The sequence below is a fragment of the Klebsiella sp. JB_Kp004 genome, assembly GCF_040065795.1.
GTDB classification, from domain to species: domain Bacteria; phylum Pseudomonadota; class Gammaproteobacteria; order Enterobacterales; family Enterobacteriaceae; genus Klebsiella; species Klebsiella quasipneumoniae.
The window spans coordinates 269,503-285,514 of sequence record NZ_JBEAKW010000001.1 but is presented as its reverse complement, the minus strand read 5'-3'; the positions used below and the strand labels follow the sequence as shown (position 1 = coordinate 285,514).

The following is a 16,012-nucleotide window of genomic DNA, read 5'->3' as shown; positions in this document are numbered from 1 at the left end:
ACCGGTTACGACCAGGTTATTCAGGAAGTGAAGGCGACCGCCATACAGACCCACAAATTACTGGCAGAGGTGAAAGTCCGTGAGCAACAGCGTAATGCAGAAGGGGAGCACCGACGTGAAGCAATGCAGGCCGCGTTCAATGGTGACGCGTGCGCTGTTACTCCTGTGCCTGACGCTGTCAGTCGCAGCCTGCAAAAACGCGCCGCCCGCGCCGGTCATTCAGCTGGTCCGTGAACCCGTCCCGGAGAGTCTGACCGAAGAGACACCACGCCCGGCGCTGGATAAGCCAGTGACCTGGGGCGCGGTGGCGATATTCAGCGACAGGCTGATGGATGCGCTTGATGCCTGCAATGCTGACAAAGCGGCGATCCGCCAGTGGGACAGCCTGCGCCAGAACACCCGAAAGGAGCCATAAATGCTGAAGATAAACACACTCCGCGCCGCCATAGAGAAAGCAAACACCTGGTGCCGGGCGAACCCGGAAGCCTGGACGGTGTTTGTTGAAGAGGGTGGCATTGAAACCACCGGTGAAACACCGTCTTTCATGTATCGCTATTCACTGGTGCTGTTCGTCATGAACTACGCCGGGAGTATTGACGACTTCACGCTGCCGCTGATGGCCTGGCTCTGGTTTAATCAGCCCGATCTGCTGCTGAACCCCGATAAAAACCAGCAGATTACATTCACCACGCTGATTAACAACGACGACACCGCCGATCTGATGTTTGAGCTGCAGGTGCGTCAGCGGGTACTGGTGCAGCTGGATGAAAACGGCGTGCCGTACGCCGAGCATTTGCCGGAGCCGCGCCCGCGCGTGCTGGCCCCCCACGCCGCAGGCTGGGGGCTGGTATTTGAAGGCATGCTTCAGGAGGCCGGAGCGTGAGCGATCGGATGTTCAGCGAGCTGGATCAGGTCTTTCAGGACATTCTCGACGGCGTCAGCCCGGCAGGGCGCACCCGTACCGCGCGCAAAATTGGCCTGGCATTGCGCCGTAGTCAACAACGCCGCATCGCATCACAGAAAAACCCGGACGGCAGGCGCTACACGGCACGCCGCCGCAAAGTTTACCGCACCCAGCAGGGGATCAAGTTCGTCTGGAATAATGAGGTCCGGGCGCTGAAAAACTGGCGGGGCGGGCGTGGGAAATACGGCCGGACAATCACGGGATTTGATGAGAAGCGCAGCGGTATACGCACTTTCTACCGGGCCGATATCGAGCGCTATCTGGAAATCAAAACGCAATCAGCGACGCAGACAGAGACAAAAAAAGCGCCGATGTTTACCCGCCTGCGCACCCTGCGTTTTATGAAAGTCAGACCGGACGCGGGCGGCGTCACCGTAGGATTTGATGGCATTGCTGCGCGCATTGCCCGTATTCACCAGTACGGCCTCCAGGATGAAGTTGGCCCGGGCGCTTACGCGCAGTACCCGGCGCGTGAACTACTGGGCATAACTCCGGCAGACCTGAGCGCTACGGAAAACGCCGTTATCAGCAGTCTGGGCGGTGCGTCATGAATGCTGAGCTGATGCGCCTGCTGGAAAACATTCTGCGCCTGGGCGTCGTGGAACAAATCAGCGCCGACAAGAAAGCGGTGCGCGTTCGCTCCGGCAGGTTGCTGACCACCTGGATCCGCTGGAACGTCACCCGCGCAGGGGCATTCAGCATCTGGCTGCCGCCCTCGATAGGGGAGCAGGTCTGGATCGGTTGTCCGGGCGGCAACCCTGAAAACGCGTTTGTGATTGGCTCTGCATACAGCGCAGATAATCCGCCAACGGGCAGCAACCTGCTGGAAATCAGCATCACCGCACCGGATGGCGCGCGCCTGCATTACGACGCCGCCGCCGATGCCGGAGCACTGTCCGTGACCGGTATTAAAACCGCGCATATCCAGGCAGAGACCCGCGTCACGCTGGACACACCGGAGGTGGAATGCACGGAACACCTCAAAACGCGCACTTTCGAACTGACCCACGGCGGCACGATGGCCGGTGATGTGTTCCATTCCGGCGGCGTGTTGCAGTCAAACGGGATCACCGTACATGAACATAAACACGGTGGCGTGCAGTCTGGTGGGAGTACTACAGGAGGCCCGCAGTGACAGCCAGTTACACGGGGATGAACCCGGAAGGCAACGGTTCGCTGACCGATCACGATCAGCTCTGGCAGTCTGTGACAAAAATCCTCACCACGCCAACAGGCTCCCGTGTGATGCGCCGGGACTTTGGCAGCGTGGTACCTGATTTACTCGATGCGCCACAGAACACCGTCACCCGCATGCAGCTGATGGGCGCCACCGCTATTGCGCTGGCGCAGTGGGAGCCGCGGATCAGTCTGACCACCGTCAATGTGGTGTTTTCAGAAACAGGCGCGGTGACTGCTGAACTGGCCGGCACTATCACGGAAACCATGACAGATACCAGCAACACCATCAGGTTAAGGAGCTAGCGTGCAAACGTCCGTCGATTTATCTCAGATCCCACAACCTGATATCGTCGAGGTGCCGGATTTTGAAACGGCGCTGGCTGATATCCGGGCGCTTATCGTGGCGGCCATGCCTGTGGAACTTCAGACTTCTGTGTCTGCTGCGCTGCTGCTGGAATCTGAACCGATGGCGGCACTGGCCCAGGCCTTCACCTATCGCGAGATCCATCTGCTTCAACGTATCAATGAAGCCGTGCGCGCAGTGCTGCTTTCGAGCGCCCTGGGGGCGGATCTCGATCAGGTCGCTGGAAATTTTGACACTGAACGCCTGCTGATTACCGAAGCCACCGACGAGGCTGACGCAGTATATGAAAGCGACGAAGAGCTGCGCGGCCGCACGCTGCTCTCATGGGCTCGCCTGAGCACGGCGGGCGCCAGAAATGCCTATCACTATTTTGCGCGAGGTGCGGATGCGGATGTGCTCGATGTGCGCGCCTATGGCCCTGAAACCCATAACCAGGAAGGACGCGTTTTTCTCTACGTGCTGTCACGTACCGGAGATGGGACTGCCCCGCAGGCGCTGCTTGATAAAGTCCTGTCAGCGGTAAACCCGGAAGACGTGCGTCCGATTACGGATTATGTTGCTGATTATGTCCGCTCCGCTGTGATTGTGAATTATCAGGTGGTTGCTGACATTTACGTCCCTTACGGCGTGGACACCGCCACGGTGCTGGAAAAAGCCACCGCAGCACTGAACGAATACACCGCCTCTGTTCATCTTCTCAACGCCACCGCTGCACGGTCGGGCATAGACGGGGCGCTGCATCAGGACGGCGTTGTTACCGTCGATTTGCATTCACCGGCCGCCGACGTCGTTGCGACGATGGGCGAAGCGCCTCATTGCACCTCTGTGAAAATCAATCTTGTGGTGATGGACTATGACCGCTAATTATCCCGCCAGCATTCTGCCACCCAACGCCACCGCCGTGGAGCGGGCCATAGACAGGGCCAGCGCCGCCGCACTGGAGAGGTTGCCGGTATATCTGATCCGTTGGGTTAAAGATCCGGACAGTTGCCCGCTGGCGCTGCTGCCGTGGCTGGCGTGGGAATATCAGGTTGATACCTGGAATATTAACTGGTCAGAACAAAAGAAACGCGATGCGATCAAGCGCGCCCACTACATCCACCGCCATCGTGGTACGGTCGCCGCCGTCCGTCATGCCCTGGTGGACAGTCCTTTCGGGACGGATATTGTTGAATGGTTCAATCAGAACCCGAAAGGGGATCCGTATACCTTTCGCCTGAACGTGTATCAGAACGATTTGCCGGTGACAGAATACGACCAGCAGGATCTAAAACTGGCGGTGCTGCGCGCCAGGAATCTGCGCAGCTGGTTTTCCGTTCATGTATTTGGCCGACTTCAGGGAACCTCGTATGCGGCCGGTTACATGTACGCCACGGAGAAAATCACGCCGCGCTTTGTCCCGTTGCAGGTGGTTTTATCCCGCTACGAGCTGAATCTGGCCCCCGGGGACGCGGAAACGGTCACGGTGACAATTCTCCCCGAATACGCGGAAGATAAAACCTTTACGGTAACTACATCGGATCAAACAATCGCGACCGCCCGGATAGTAAACGGCGATATTCTGGTTACGGGCATGAAGCGAGGTACCTGTTCGGTCACCGTTACGACGACTAATGGCGTCAGTGCGGTGATCAGCATAAAAGTGGTCGCGGTAATGAAGTTCATTACCCGCATCGACAGTGCAACCAGGCCAATATTCTTTGCTCATATGGACGAGGGTTTCACGGTTGACTATGGCGACGGCATTGACAGCCGGGACTACCGTTTCGATCCCGCCAGTGAAGCTTCAGGTTGGGTTATTCCTACACGTGAATTAGTACAGGGAAAGGAATACACCATCACGGTTAAGAACACGGAAACCGCCTGTCTGCGCAGCCGTTTATCTAACTATTCTTCGAAACTGAACCCTGTTGTGGAATTGATTAGTGTTACAGGGGAAAGAGGTCATCTTTCAGGGTTCGCTTTGGATACCAGCGGATTAATGTCTATTCGTCCCGGAGCATTTGACGATTTGCCAAACGTGAATAACTGCAAAAATATTTTTACCAACTGCTCGTCGCTTACAGGTATCCCGGCATCGTTGTTTGCTCGCATGAAGATAGAGGATTTTTCAGACGCATTCAGAGGGTGTACATCGCTTACTGAGGTTCCATCGGAGCTATTTGCAAACCAGCCTGATGCGATCGACTTCTCATCGGTATTTGCAGGCTGCACCGGCCTGAACAGTATCGGCAATAATCTGTTCCACAGCTGTGTATCTGCGGTGAATTTCAGTTACGCGTTTGATGGTTGCTCAATGCTTGCAAATATCGGCACGGGAATATTTACAGGATGCGGTTCAGCAAGGGCATTCTCTTATAGCTTCAGGGGGTGTAAAAATCTTCTTGCCTTGCCTGCTGATATGTTTGCGGATATTCCGGGCGGCGCATTCACCGGCGTATTCCAGAATTGTACGGCACTGACGGCAATTCCCGCCAACCTGTTTAAAACATGTTCTGAAGCGAATCATTTTGGCGGTGCATTCACTGGCTGTTCGCAGCTTCTTTCTGTTCCTGCAGGCCTGTTTGCTGGTCTGTCGAAAGTGACCTATTTCGGCACGGTCTTTTCTGGTTGCAGTTCACTGAAAACGGTCGGCGCGGGTTTATTTGCCGGGTGCAGCCTGGCGCAGACATTCGCGTCTGCATTTTACAGCTGCCGCTCTCTTGAAACTGTAGCGAAAGATATTTTCAGCGGCTGCGGAGAGGTGACAACCTTTGCCAGTACATTCTATGGTTGCAGCAGCCTGACGGCGCTCCCGTCCTTTGCTGACTGCGCGAAAGTCACCACTTTCTCATACGCTTTTGCTAACTGTGGATCGCTCACGAAAATTGATGCTGATGCTTTTGCTGAGAAAGCGCTGGTAACGACATTCACATACGCTTTTGTAAACTGTACTTCGCTGGTTTCTGTGGGGAACGGCGCATTTCGGGGATGTAGCGCGTTAACTAGCCTGGGCTATACGTTTTCAGGTTGCCGCGCTCTGGTTTCTCTCGCGGGAGATATGTTTGCCGGTTGCGCCAAAGTGACAGCCGTCGATTTCTTGTTCGACAAGTGCTCTGCGTTGGTTGGACTGCCAAAAGAACTGTTCATTGACATGGTATCTCTGAAAGGTATGGGATCGACATTCCGTGATTGCAGCGCACTGATCGCGCTACCGTCCGGCCTGCTTGATGGTTGCATCAATCTCACTTCGTTAACACTGACATTCTCGGGTTGTACCTCACTGGCGGCATTGCCCGGCGATTTGCTGAAAAACAACATTCTGCTGTCCGGCGCCGGATCGACGTTCTACGGTTGCACCTCACTGGTAAATATTCCGCCGACGCTGTTCGCGTCCTGCTCGCTTATTACCTCGTTTGGCGCCACGTTCCAGAATACCGGCGTGGAGGAAATACCGGAAAACCTGTTCAGCGGTAACCCGCTGGTGACCTCTTACGGCCAGACTTTCAGGGGCTGTAAAAACCTGCGCTCAGTGCCAGCCGGTCTTTTTGCCGCCAGCATAAGTGCCACGGTATTCACGAATGTCTTTTCGGAATGTAGTGCGCTGGAAGTCGTCGGGGCGGGATTACTCAACACCACGGCGGTAACGACGGTGGGTTATCTGTTTGACGGCTGCGCGTCATTACGCAGCGACGTTAACACGATATTTAATCTTGCGAGTTACCCGGAGATTGTCACCACAACGGCAATATTCAGGAGCTGCGCATTACTGGCCGGCAAAGGCTTGGTATTTATGGGCAAAGTGCCGAACGTCACCGCGCACTATTACGCGTTTTATGCCTGTGCGGGCCTGGACGATTACGACGATTTACCCGGCAACTGGATAACGAATAAATTATGAAAACATTTAATCAATTAAAAAGCCTGATCGACTTTTGCCAGACAGATGCGTTTTTCCTTGAGCACCTGAACCGGCTTCAGAGCGCTGGCGTGATTTATCTTGATGAAGGCGATATCGATGCTGACCGCAAGACCGTGAGTGATGATTTTTATGATCGACTTGCAAGCGTGTACGGCATAGAGCCAGAAATAAAAAGCGAGGAGGCATAATGGCCACGGGACTGACACTAACCACGGCGGGCGCCGCCGAAATAGAGGCCGCATATCAGGCGGGGGAAGTGGTCGATATTACCGCCGTGCTGATCGGCGATGGTGGCGGCGTGACATTGCCGACCGATCCCGATGACCTGGCGGCGGTGACGGCGCTTTTTGGACAGTTTGGCCGTGAAACCTTTGACTCTGATTCAAGCTATGAGGGATTTATCAGCGGTCAGATCGTTATCAACTGCCAGGATTATCCGGGTAAAACGCTCAGAGAAGCGGGGCTGGTCAGCGCTAAGGGTACGCTCATCGCTTACGGCACATATCCGGCGACATACCTCCCGGCGCAATCTGATTCCATTATCAAAGAGATCATTCTGACGCTGGTGTTGACGCTGACGCACAGCTCAAATGTGAAGCTGGTTATCAATCCGGCGCTTGCCACACTCACGCAGGAAACGGGTGATAAACGCTATCTGCGGCGAGCACAAAATCTTGCTGATTTAAACGATACCGAAGAGGCCCGGGAGAATCTGGGGCTGGGGAACTCAGCGACACGGAATGTAGGCACCGAGGCGGGAACGGTAGCTGCGGGGGATGACTCACGCATTACCGGCGCACTGCAAAAAGAGAGTAACCTATCTGATTTAACCGACGTTGAAAATGCGCGCGAGAATCTGGGGATGAACTGTGACGGTGAGGGGTTTAAAGATATCGTCGATGCCATTCTTTATCCTGGAATCATTATCCCTGGTGAAAAAAGCCCGGCTGAGCGCTTCCCGTGGCAGACGTGGGAGAGTTTAAGCGATACCTTTGCCGACAGGGTAGTGCGCATTGGTTCCGGGCACGGTGCGACAGGTGGCAGCAATAAGGTAAAAATTGCAGCCAGCAACCTCCCGCCACACTGGCACAAATCGGGTGACAGATCACCCGGTGAGACCTGGGATCCGACCACGACACATGGCACGGACAACCAGAAGAGCGGGCCGCTCAATATGACAGCAGGAACCTATAGCGACGCGGCGGGCGAACGAGAAACCGCAAACGATGCGATCGATGTGACAAACGAATATGTCACCCTCTGCCTGTGGAAACGTATAGCATAAAAAGACACGGTCAAGAATGACCGTGGTTGCCGGTATCGAGTAAGTGTATTGGCTCAAACTTGACCTGACAGTTTCACCTTCAGTACACAATCAAATTTGATAGTCTGCTACGAGCGAGAACCAGACCTTACGACATCATTAATCAGTGAAGGTTCTTTTGCCTTACTAACTCAGAAAATTGTAAACGGGTATAGACAAATATGTTAGTGTCACAAAGCAAAAATCAAATAGTTTTCATGTAATGTTTGGGAGATAAAAATGGCAAGAAATATAATGATGGATTATCCAATCCCCGCCTACTGGCAGGACTTTGAAAGACTGACATGCGAATTATGCCGTGAGCTATGGAAAGATCCAAACACTCATCGGCATGGAAGAGCTGGGCAGGCTCAGGGAGGAATTGATATATCTGGCCGTGATAATACCTATAATGGTCAAAGAGTTGTAGTCCAGTGTAAAAAAAGAGTGTGGAAAACTACAGCTTCAAAGGAAACACCTGCTAGTTCTCTTTCAATTCAAGAAATCGATGATGAAATAAGAGAGTTCATTGACTCAGGAAAAAAAGTTGATCGTTATATTATTGCAATTACTGGAATGCGGGATAAGGTGCTTCAGAATTACATTGACTCTATAAATGACTCTAACATTTATACTTTTGAAGTAAGTATTTGGTTCTGGGATGAATATTGTGAATGGTTAAGTGAAAATCCAAAGATAGAAGCAAGTTATTATTACGATATTGTTAAGTTTCGTGATGCATATAGTGTTGAAGAATTGTTTTGCGATATGCTCTATTCTGCTTTTGATCGACCGGCCTTTCATACGAAATTCTGTTTTGAAAACAGTATAGACAAATTTTTGCAGTCGCTTGAGGCTATTCAACAAGCATTAACTACAGGTAATCTTGTAAACAGAGAGGGGCATGTACAAAAGCAGGTACGCATCCCTGAAAGGAAAAGCTTACCTCCTGAATATAAAGAATTGAAGAAGAAAATTCAATATTTAAGAGATTACACAACACAGGAGGTACGTGCAGGAAAAATCACGCAGCAGAATGAATGGTTAATCATAAGTGATAATGTCACTGAAAGAAAAATGAATGAATTTAGAGTTGAAATCATAAATTTATTAAACAATATTCTCGACCATTATGGTTTTGAAAAATTTTCATTGGAAAACTATTAATTTGTGAATGGTTTTTACATTAGGCAGGCCTCAGTAATAGCAGCTTCAGGTGCAGAGCTTCCTGTCAAATTAGGTTTGGCTCTGGGCGATAGATATGTCAGGACAAATCTAAGCTAATAGCAGTATCTTCATTGATGACTGTGTTGCAGCTCAGGAAGTCATATCGCCGAGTGTCTCCTGAGCTGTATTTAATGCAGTCTCTGCACCTTGTTTTAGTGTTGCCAACAGATCGCTGGCAGAGGTGCTTTGCAGCCGTTCCCGGATATCTTCATCGACGCGCTGCAACGAGAGTGTGAACTCTATCTTTTTTGCCTTGCCGTAGCGATCAAACTCCTGATGCGTCTCCTGCAAACCCGTGATGACATACATCCCGTAAATGGACCCGACGCCATCGATCAGCGGCCAGGCTAGCCCGGTGTAGGCCATTGCCGAGACAGCACCCAGCGACAGGTTGCCGCCAGTGATTTCAGGATACAGCAATCCACCTAGCGTCAGCTGGTTCTCACCTGCGCCAACGTACTGCCATTTTGCACTACGGCCCACACGGTCATTCTTTACGTGGCGCCAGTTACGAGATAACTGTAATTGCTGATAGGGCAGTGTCCTGAGTTCAAATACAAAGAGCCCGAATACCATCATCATAGTTATTACCCCTAATTAATCGTTATCCCGGAACGAACTCCGGGCAGCGCGTTGCTGTTTATCAATTTCTGCGCGGACCGCTTCGCCAACAAGTCGCGCCAGTTCGCGCGGATTGCTGCTCTGAATGCCGTGCAGATGGACGTGAATTTCACCGGAAAAACTACCACCTGAAGCCGCAGCCGCCGTGTAGGCGCTTTGATTTCTGCGTACCGGTTGCCATGCTTGCGTCTGTTTTATCACTGGTTCGCCAGCGGCAATAACCGGGTGAGCGCTAACAGACTGGCGGACAAGCTTCGACTCCTGCCATTCACCACGTACTGCAAGGGCTGGAAGGAGATTTTTAAATACAATGTCACCCGGCCCGATACGTTTGCGCTTTTCCTCATCTAAAAGGCCTTTGGTGTTATCCGCGATTTGGCCCAGCCGCCGCTCTGTTCCAGTGTTGCCCCCGAGCACATTGGGCGGCGGGGCGCTGCCTTTGCTTGCAGGCTTTTCAGATGACCATTGCCACTCCCTTTTAACCATGCGTCCGGATTTCTCATCCCATTCCCACATGACCGGAATAGCCCTGAGTCTTGCTGCTTCCAGCCTGGCTCTTTCAATGCCATCGGGGATGAGATCGAGCTTCTCCAGTAACCAGCCAACGCCTTCCATTAACTTCTGAAGCGGCCAAAGCAGTACGCTAAGTGCAGTCCCCAGTACCTCTCCAAAGGTATGCCCGGCGCTGGCGCATTTGTTTAGCGCCTCGCGACTCTCCTCAATGGGCAATAATACTTTTTTAAACCAGTTCCAGACGTTTTTGACGCCATCCCCAATGACCCCGAAAACGGGCGCCAGCCTGGAAAATGCGTTATAAACAGGCGCTAACCCCTGGATGACGCCTGTAAAAAAACCGCTAAAGAAGGCCTTAATTGGTCCCCAGTATTTCCAGATCAGTACCCCAGCAGCTAAAAACGCAGCACCCACTAAACCGATTGGGCTCAAGAGCATTGATAATCCGCCGCCCAGTGTCGTAATTCCACCTTTCACAATACCGAGCAGAGCAGGGAGCCCGGTTAGCCGCAGCGCCAGCCCGCCAACGCCTTTTGACAGGGCGCTTATCGCCGTCCCCGGAAAGGAAAAGGCGCCAAGTAACGCGCCGCGCAGGGTTACCATCAACCTGGTTAATACGCTGGCGCGTCCAGCCAGACCGCCGAGTAAGGCACGCCATCCGCTGATTTTTGCCAGTGAACTGCCGCCCACAGCACTCAATATGCGGAACGCTGATACCGTACCTCCGATGCCGCTCCCGCCGGACAGCAGCGCAAACCCCAGCCTGAGCTTTGCAAGCGGCCCTAAAAGTAGACCAGCAGCTAATGACATACCGCCAATTACTGCGGTTAATGCCAGTGCAGTACCACCGGCGAGTAACAACGTTTGTGAAAGTCTGGGGTTTTCTTCTACCCAGCTTTGAACAGTGCCAATAACCCGGCTAAGCCCCTGTGTCAGCCTGCGCAATGGGCCGTCTACTGTCTCAGCCACAGAAATGCGGAACGCCTCCCACGCGCTGTCCAGCTCCTTCAAATCGCCGCCCAGGTTGTCTTTCTTCTTGTTAGCGACGGCGAAGGCCTCCTGATTTTTATGTGCTTCTGCAATTTGTTCATAGAGTGACTGGAGGTAGCCATCACCTGCGCCGTTGACCAAAGACTGGAGGCTCGTAAAACCCTCTTCTCCGGCGATATCTTTGAAAAATGAAACCTGATCCACCTCGCCAAAGCGGGAAACGCGTTTTTGTAGATCGAGAAGAATATCGAACGGACGTCGCATCTTTCCGCTTGCGTCGGCAGTTTCCACTCCCAGCTCTTTGAGTGCTTTTTTGGCTGCCGTAGTGGGGGAGGCCAGGCGGGAGAGGGAGCGACGCATTGCCGTACCGGCCTCGCTACCGCGAATACCCACGCGCGCCAGCGTGCCGGTCATAGCTGCGGCTTCTTCCAGGCTTATCCCAAGTCCCGCGGCTACCGGCCCGACAACTTTCATTGTCTCGCCGAGGCTGCTAAGCGTGGTGTTGGTACGGGTAAATGTACCTGTCAGCACATCGCTGACGCGGTCCATTTCCCCGGCGTCGAGGGCGAACTGTGAAAGAATATTTGAGCCGATGTCTGCCGTTTCACCCAATTCCATACTGCCCGCTAGTGCCATATTGAGCACGCCGGGCAGTGCGGCACGGATAGCATCTGGCGTGAAGCCCGCCATTGCCAGAAAGGCTTGGCCGCTGGCGGCGTCACGTGTGGTGAAGGCGGTTTCAGCACCGAGTTTTTTTGCCTGAGTGCGCAAGGCGGCCAGCTGCGAATCGCTTTTATCGAGCCGCGTCAGCGCCTGGACGTTTGACATTTCCTCATCAAAACCAACCGCAGGCGACAGGAAGCGTCCGGCGCCGTACCCGGCAGCGGTTGCTGTACCTAATGCTATGGCACCGCCAGAGCGCAACTTCCCGGCCATCTGCTGTGCGCCCTCGTAACGTTTACGAGCCTGAGTGACCGCAGCAAGTTGCCGTTTTTCCCGTTCAAGGGATTGGTTATATTGTTCTGTGCGGCGTATAGCGTTACCGATGGTGGCGCTACTACCGGAAAGCATGACGCCATGCTGGCGCAGGGCTGATGCACTCTCACGGAGGCGGGCCACTTCCGTCACGCGTTTTGCGGTCAGCCGATCAAGCCGCTCCCCCAATCGGGACATCAGTATTTGCTGTTTTTCCGTCAGCGTTCCGTTTTTACGTTGCGCTTCTGACAAGCCATCAAAGCGGGCACGGGCACGTGAGATGGAACGGTCGGTTTTGCCGACGGCCGCGGTCATTCGCTGAAAAGTGGCACTGCTCTTATCGAGTCCTTTCAGGGCAGATTGTGTTTTTCTGAGGGAGTCGGAAAGGCTGCCCGCACTCTGGCGGGCAGCATTAACGGGGCGGGTAAATCTGTCGATCGCGCTGAAAGCAACGCGTATATCAAGACTCTTCATCACTGGCACCACTTCGAAGCGCCGCCCGCTTGCGCCAGGCTATCACCTCGCCAAGATCCATGCCGAAAACTTCAGAGGGCGGCCAGTTAAAAATAACGGCAATATCAGCAACCAGATCGTCGATCTGGTCAAACGCGACGGTGATTACTCGCTCTCCGTCTCCGCCACGTTCGACGCTCCAGGCTCCGGCGGATTCAAGAAAGGGACCAGAAGCTCTGCCAGCCCGATAAAGTCCAGAGTGTGCATTTCGTTGATTTCTTTTTGTGTCAGTGCAGGCGCAGTGACTCGCGTCAACAGCGTGGCAATTGAGTCTGCATCCATGTTGGCAACGCGGATAAGATTCAGGCCGCGCAATGATCCGGCCTGACTGATGGCACCGGTGATTTCCACCTGACTGATCTCACTGTCTTTGCGAACAACCGGCTGCATCAGCGTGAAAAGGTTTTTGGTTTTTTTAGCCATGTTTAAAATCTCCGGGCGGCATCTTTGCCACCCTCTGAAAGGTTATTAATTGCCCATGCCAAGGGCGGAGGTGATGCGGTCCGGGAACATGTTCTGACCGTTTTTTTTGTAGATGAAATTCAGCAGGTCGATTTCGATAATGGGCAGATCATCAATGGAGAGCTTGTAGTAGGTAGCTTTGAAGGTGTAGCTTTCCTCCGTATCTTCCCCTTGCTTAGAATCCCCGCCATCAAGCTCAGTAAATCGCCCGCGTAGCTCCACCTCAACCAGTTGGCTCTCGCCGTCGGTGTAATACTCACCCGCAAAGCGCAGTCGCGTGTCGTCAATTCCCGCTCCATATTCGAGAAACAGCGCTTTGATGACACCACCAAATACAATCGTGGAATCCAGCGCGCCAGCCTCAAGGCCGAGGTCAACCCCGACCGCACCCAACATGCCACCGCCCTGATAGTCCTCTACCTTTCGTGAGAGTTTGGGGCGAGTGAAGGAGGTCACCTTTCCCAGATAGTTATCGCCGTTAACGAAGCAGCTAAAAAGCCGCAGTTTGTGAGGAACAGCCATTATTCACCCCCGAGCGACGCGAACGCCGGTTCGTAAAAATCATCAGTAAAGGTCTGGTATAGCGTCAGATCTTCAAGCGGCGGGACCGGGCTGTAGCTATAGCGCACAATCAGTTTTCCCTGGCGCAAATCCGTGGTGCCGTTGTCCAGCGTGTCATACCAGCAGTCAGCGCCGATAAGCTGGCCGGCAGTGACTTTTTTGCTGAGAGCAGAGCGGATGCCGCTTACCACATCTTTCACGTTGGCCGGAGTGAGGGGGCTGTCAACAGAGGTAAATTGCGCCTCCGCGATACTGTCCGCCAGGATCTGCGCGGTACGGGTGAACACCTCGAAAGTGTAGGTTTCGGTATCCGTGGTGCGGTTGCCCCAGAAGCGGAAACCGTCACGCTTGATAAGCGTCGTGATTTCGTTGTTGTTAAGCTCGTTCGCGTCGCTGTCTTCTGCCTGTAATGCCCAGAAAACATCCTTCGAAATACCGAGAACGTTATTCACCACAACATTCGACAGCGATTTGTGCCAGCCCTGGCTGTTATCGATAGCTGCGCGCAGGCCGCAGGCGTAAGCCGGGGCGGGAAACGTTTCGTTATCATCCGTCAGGGGGTTGTAAGCGATAAAGTCAGGCCAGATAAGCATAAGCTCGCGGTAAGCGAAGGTTTTGCGATAAGCAATAGCCTCCGCCATGGTCGCGCAGCCGTTACAACCGGCATAAACAAAAGCCCGCAGATTTTGGGCAATCACGCAAAGCTGTGACGTCACTTCCGCAGTGTCGTAGTCCGGCACCGCCAGGATGCGCGGGCGATAGCCGGTTTTGGCCTCCGCCGTCAGCAGGGCATACATTCCCGTATAGCTGTCGCCATCTGTTCCGCCAATAATGGCCTGGGACTGGCTGTCGCCGTTACCGGAAGCCTCTTTCACCCGGACAATCACAACGCGCGGGCTGCACTGATCGGAAATTGCTTTGAGGGCTTTGTAAAGTGACCCGGTTTTACCTGCCTTGCCGAGGACGTTACGCACCCGTGTCAGCAGAACCGGCGTATTGAGCGGGAAAGTTTCCGGATCGGCGTCATCAGCAACCGCAACAATGCCGATCACGCTGGAATCAATGTCATTGATTGCCTGCTGTAGGTCGGTATTTTCGCGAGAGCGGACGCCGTGAAAACGAGTTTCAGACATAAGTTCACCATCATGTTGCTCTTTGAGTTCAGGGCAATATTCAACGTTAAGTCTGCTGGCGTCGCCTGGTTACCGGTCTGCCCGTTCGCTGACAACAAAAAGGGATTCAGCCCCGCGCGCGGGCATGGAATCATCAGCAAAAAACGGGGGAGTTATGTCGATAGTAGACACGCTGACAACAGCAGCCGAAGCGTATGTAGAAAAATTAAGTGAGGTCGTAAAGACACCGGATTTTAGTATCACGCTGGGTGGGGTTGCCCTGACCGAACTGGCCGACCGCATCACCTCGCTATCTGTTACAGATAACAACGGTTTTGATGCTGACCAGCTAACCCTGTCAGTAGATGATTCTGACGGGGTAACAGATTTACCCCCACGTGGTGCGGAGCTGGCGGTGTCCATCGGCTGGCTGGGTGAGGCGTTGATCTACAAAGGTCTCTACACCGTTGACGAGGTGGGGCATAGCGGGCCGCCGGATGTTATCGACATCACCGCGCACAGCGCTGATTTTCGCGAAGAGATGAACGTCAGGCGGGAGGTGTCCTGGCATGATGTGACGGTAGAGCGGGTGGTATCGGCCATAGCCCGGCGCTATGACCTGAAGCCGATGATTAGCGAGGCCCTGATCGACATTGAGATCGACCATGCGGATCAGACCGAAGAGAGTGACATGTCGTTTTTAACGCGCATGGCGGAGATGTTGGGGGCCATTGCCACCGTGAAAAATGGCTGTCTGCTGTTTATCCTGCCTGGGGGCGGCGTCAGTGCATCTGGTAGGGCGCTGCCATCGGCTGAGATAACCCGCGCCAGTGGAGATCGCCACAGGTTCCGCATTGCCGATCGCGATGCTTACACCGGCGTGCGGGCGTACTGGCTGGATCTTAATTTCGGCAAGAAAAAACCGGTCAAGGTCACCAAGCGTAAGACAAATACTGCCAGAAAAAAGGCTGAGGAGAAAAGCAGCCGCCCGGAGGGGAATTACATGGAAGGCGCTGAAGGTAACGTGTATGTTTTGCGTAAAACCTATCAGAACGAAACGGCGGCCAGGCGCGCAGCTGCGGCAAAATGGATACAGCTCCAGAAAGGCGCGGCGCAGTTTTCGATAACCCTGGCGCGCGGCCGCGCCGATTTATACCCGGGTATGCATCTGACCGTGTCGGGCTTTAAGCCTGAAATCGATAATCAGGATTGGATCATTGCCAGAGCGGAACATGTGATCGGTGATAACGGATTTACCACGAAAATGGAGCTTGAGGCGAAAATAAGCGACTGGATTGCAGAAACTGAACAGTAGCGGCCATAATAG

General features: G+C 53.6%; 17 protein-coding genes. 11 read left to right on the top strand and 6 right to left on the bottom strand.

Annotated features, from left to right (window positions below):
* Positions 1-79: 79 nt before the first annotated feature.
* The 10 genes from ABLX76_RS01380 (at position 80) to ABLX76_RS01335 (ending at position 8,878) form a co-directional block, all read left to right on the top strand.
* Positions 80-415 (top strand): peptidase, encoded by a 336-nt coding sequence (locus ABLX76_RS01380; protein ID WP_157846642.1) that lies wholly within the window; start codon positions 80-82, stop codon positions 413-415.
* The gene (locus ABLX76_RS01375; RefSeq protein ID WP_117082587.1) at positions 416-883 is read left to right on the top strand and encodes a phage tail protein; all 468 of its coding nucleotides are present in this window, start codon (positions 416-418) and stop codon (positions 881-883) included.
* Positions 880-1,515: a phage virion morphogenesis protein gene (locus tag ABLX76_RS01370; RefSeq protein WP_348873813.1), complete on the top strand. Its 636-nt coding sequence runs from the start codon at positions 880-882 to the stop codon at positions 1,513-1,515. The genes ABLX76_RS01375 and ABLX76_RS01370 overlap by 4 nt, the downstream gene beginning before the upstream one ends.
* On the top strand, positions 1,512-2,099 hold the full coding sequence (locus tag ABLX76_RS01365) for a phage baseplate assembly protein V (RefSeq protein ID WP_009486481.1): 588 nt from the start codon (positions 1,512-1,514) through the stop codon (positions 2,097-2,099). The genes ABLX76_RS01370 and ABLX76_RS01365 overlap by 4 nt, the downstream gene beginning before the upstream one ends.
* Positions 2,096-2,446, top strand: coding sequence for a GPW/gp25 family protein (locus ABLX76_RS01360; RefSeq protein ID WP_274891497.1), 351 nt, complete (start codon positions 2,096-2,098; stop codon positions 2,444-2,446). The genes ABLX76_RS01365 and ABLX76_RS01360 overlap by 4 nt, the downstream gene beginning before the upstream one ends.
* A gap of 1 nt (position 2,447) precedes the next feature.
* Positions 2,448-3,371: a baseplate J/gp47 family protein gene (locus tag ABLX76_RS01355; RefSeq protein WP_064147614.1), complete on the top strand. Its 924-nt coding sequence runs from the start codon at positions 2,448-2,450 to the stop codon at positions 3,369-3,371.
* A complete protein-coding gene (locus tag ABLX76_RS01350) occupies positions 3,361-6,387 on the top strand; it encodes a phage tail protein I (protein ID WP_348873809.1) in 3,027 nt (1,008 codons plus the stop codon). The genes ABLX76_RS01355 and ABLX76_RS01350 overlap by 11 nt, the downstream gene beginning before the upstream one ends.
* On the top strand, positions 6,384-6,596 hold the full coding sequence (locus ABLX76_RS01345; RefSeq protein ID WP_096833709.1) for a hypothetical protein: 213 nt from the start codon (positions 6,384-6,386) through the stop codon (positions 6,594-6,596). The genes ABLX76_RS01350 and ABLX76_RS01345 overlap by 4 nt, the downstream gene beginning before the upstream one ends.
* Complete coding sequence (locus tag ABLX76_RS01340; RefSeq protein WP_110228390.1) at positions 6,596-7,693, top strand: phage tail protein; 1,098 nt, start codon at positions 6,596-6,598, stop codon at positions 7,691-7,693. The genes ABLX76_RS01345 and ABLX76_RS01340 overlap by 1 nt, the downstream gene beginning before the upstream one ends.
* A gap of 258 nt (positions 7,694-7,951) precedes the next feature.
* Complete coding sequence (locus tag ABLX76_RS01335) at positions 7,952-8,878, top strand: hypothetical protein (RefSeq protein ID WP_004131582.1); 927 nt, start codon at positions 7,952-7,954, stop codon at positions 8,876-8,878.
* Between the two features lie 150 nt (positions 8,879-9,028).
* Here ABLX76_RS01335 and ABLX76_RS01330 read toward each other — a convergent pair whose 3' ends face one another.
* The 6 genes from ABLX76_RS01330 to ABLX76_RS01305 are packed head-to-tail and all read right to left on the bottom strand — an operon-like array spanning position 9,029 to position 14,706.
* Complete coding sequence (locus ABLX76_RS01330) at positions 9,029-9,520, bottom strand: phage tail protein (RefSeq protein ID WP_110228391.1); 492 nt, start codon at positions 9,518-9,520, stop codon at positions 9,029-9,031.
* A gap of 15 nt (positions 9,521-9,535) precedes the next feature.
* Positions 9,536-12,511, bottom strand: coding sequence for a phage tail tape measure protein (locus ABLX76_RS01325; RefSeq protein ID WP_348873806.1), 2,976 nt, complete (start codon positions 12,509-12,511; stop codon positions 9,536-9,538).
* Positions 12,498-12,656, bottom strand: coding sequence for a GpE family phage tail protein (locus ABLX76_RS01320; RefSeq protein WP_032440702.1), 159 nt, complete (start codon positions 12,654-12,656; stop codon positions 12,498-12,500). The genes ABLX76_RS01325 and ABLX76_RS01320 overlap by 14 nt, the downstream gene beginning before the upstream one ends.
* Positions 12,656-12,973, bottom strand: coding sequence for a phage tail assembly protein (locus ABLX76_RS01315; RefSeq protein WP_255064378.1), 318 nt, complete (start codon positions 12,971-12,973; stop codon positions 12,656-12,658). The genes ABLX76_RS01320 and ABLX76_RS01315 overlap by 1 nt, the downstream gene beginning before the upstream one ends.
* A 45-nt stretch (positions 12,974-13,018) precedes the next feature.
* The gene (locus ABLX76_RS01310) at positions 13,019-13,534 is read right to left on the bottom strand and encodes a phage major tail tube protein (RefSeq protein ID WP_255064379.1); all 516 of its coding nucleotides are present in this window, start codon (positions 13,532-13,534) and stop codon (positions 13,019-13,021) included.
* Entirely contained in the window at positions 13,534-14,706 is a 1,173-nt protein-coding gene (locus ABLX76_RS01305; RefSeq protein WP_154911320.1) for a phage tail sheath family protein, read from the bottom strand. The genes ABLX76_RS01310 and ABLX76_RS01305 overlap by 1 nt, the downstream gene beginning before the upstream one ends.
* A 154-nt stretch (positions 14,707-14,860) precedes the next feature.
* On the opposite strand from ABLX76_RS01305, the gene ABLX76_RS01300 reads away from it, so the two are divergent.
* Positions 14,861-16,000: a phage late control D family protein gene (locus ABLX76_RS01300; protein ID WP_348873803.1), complete on the top strand. Its 1,140-nt coding sequence runs from the start codon at positions 14,861-14,863 to the stop codon at positions 15,998-16,000.
* The last annotated feature ends 12 nt before the right edge of the window (positions 16,001-16,012 follow it).

Coding starts and splice junctions, on each gene's coding strand:
- ABLX76_RS01375 (WP_117082587.1), top strand. CDS start 416: ATGCTGAAGATAAACACACTCCGCGCCGCCATAGAGAAAGCAAACACC.
- ABLX76_RS01365 (WP_009486481.1), top strand. CDS start 1,512: ATGAATGCTGAGCTGATGCGCCTGCTGGAAAACATTCTGCGCCTGGGC.
- ABLX76_RS01350 (WP_348873809.1), top strand. CDS start 3,361: ATGACCGCTAATTATCCCGCCAGCATTCTGCCACCCAACGCCACCGCC.
- ABLX76_RS01345 (WP_096833709.1), top strand. CDS start 6,384: ATGAAAACATTTAATCAATTAAAAAGCCTGATCGACTTTTGCCAGACA.
- ABLX76_RS01340 (WP_110228390.1), top strand. CDS start 6,596: ATGGCCACGGGACTGACACTAACCACGGCGGGCGCCGCCGAAATAGAG.
- ABLX76_RS01335 (WP_004131582.1), top strand. CDS start 7,952: ATGGCAAGAAATATAATGATGGATTATCCAATCCCCGCCTACTGGCAG.
- ABLX76_RS01330 (WP_110228391.1), bottom strand. CDS start 9,520: ATGATGATGGTATTCGGGCTCTTTGTATTTGAACTCAGGACACTGCCC.
- ABLX76_RS01325 (WP_348873806.1), bottom strand. CDS start 12,511: ATGAAGAGTCTTGATATACGCGTTGCTTTCAGCGCGATCGACAGATTT.
- ABLX76_RS01315 (WP_255064378.1), bottom strand. CDS start 12,973: ATGGCTAAAAAAACCAAAAACCTTTTCACGCTGATGCAGCCGGTTGTT.
- ABLX76_RS01310 (WP_255064379.1), bottom strand. CDS start 13,534: ATGGCTGTTCCTCACAAACTGCGGCTTTTTAGCTGCTTCGTTAACGGC.
- ABLX76_RS01305 (WP_154911320.1), bottom strand. CDS start 14,706: ATGTCTGAAACTCGTTTTCACGGCGTCCGCTCTCGCGAAAATACCGAC.
- ABLX76_RS01300 (WP_348873803.1), top strand. CDS start 14,861: ATGTCGATAGTAGACACGCTGACAACAGCAGCCGAAGCGTATGTAGAA.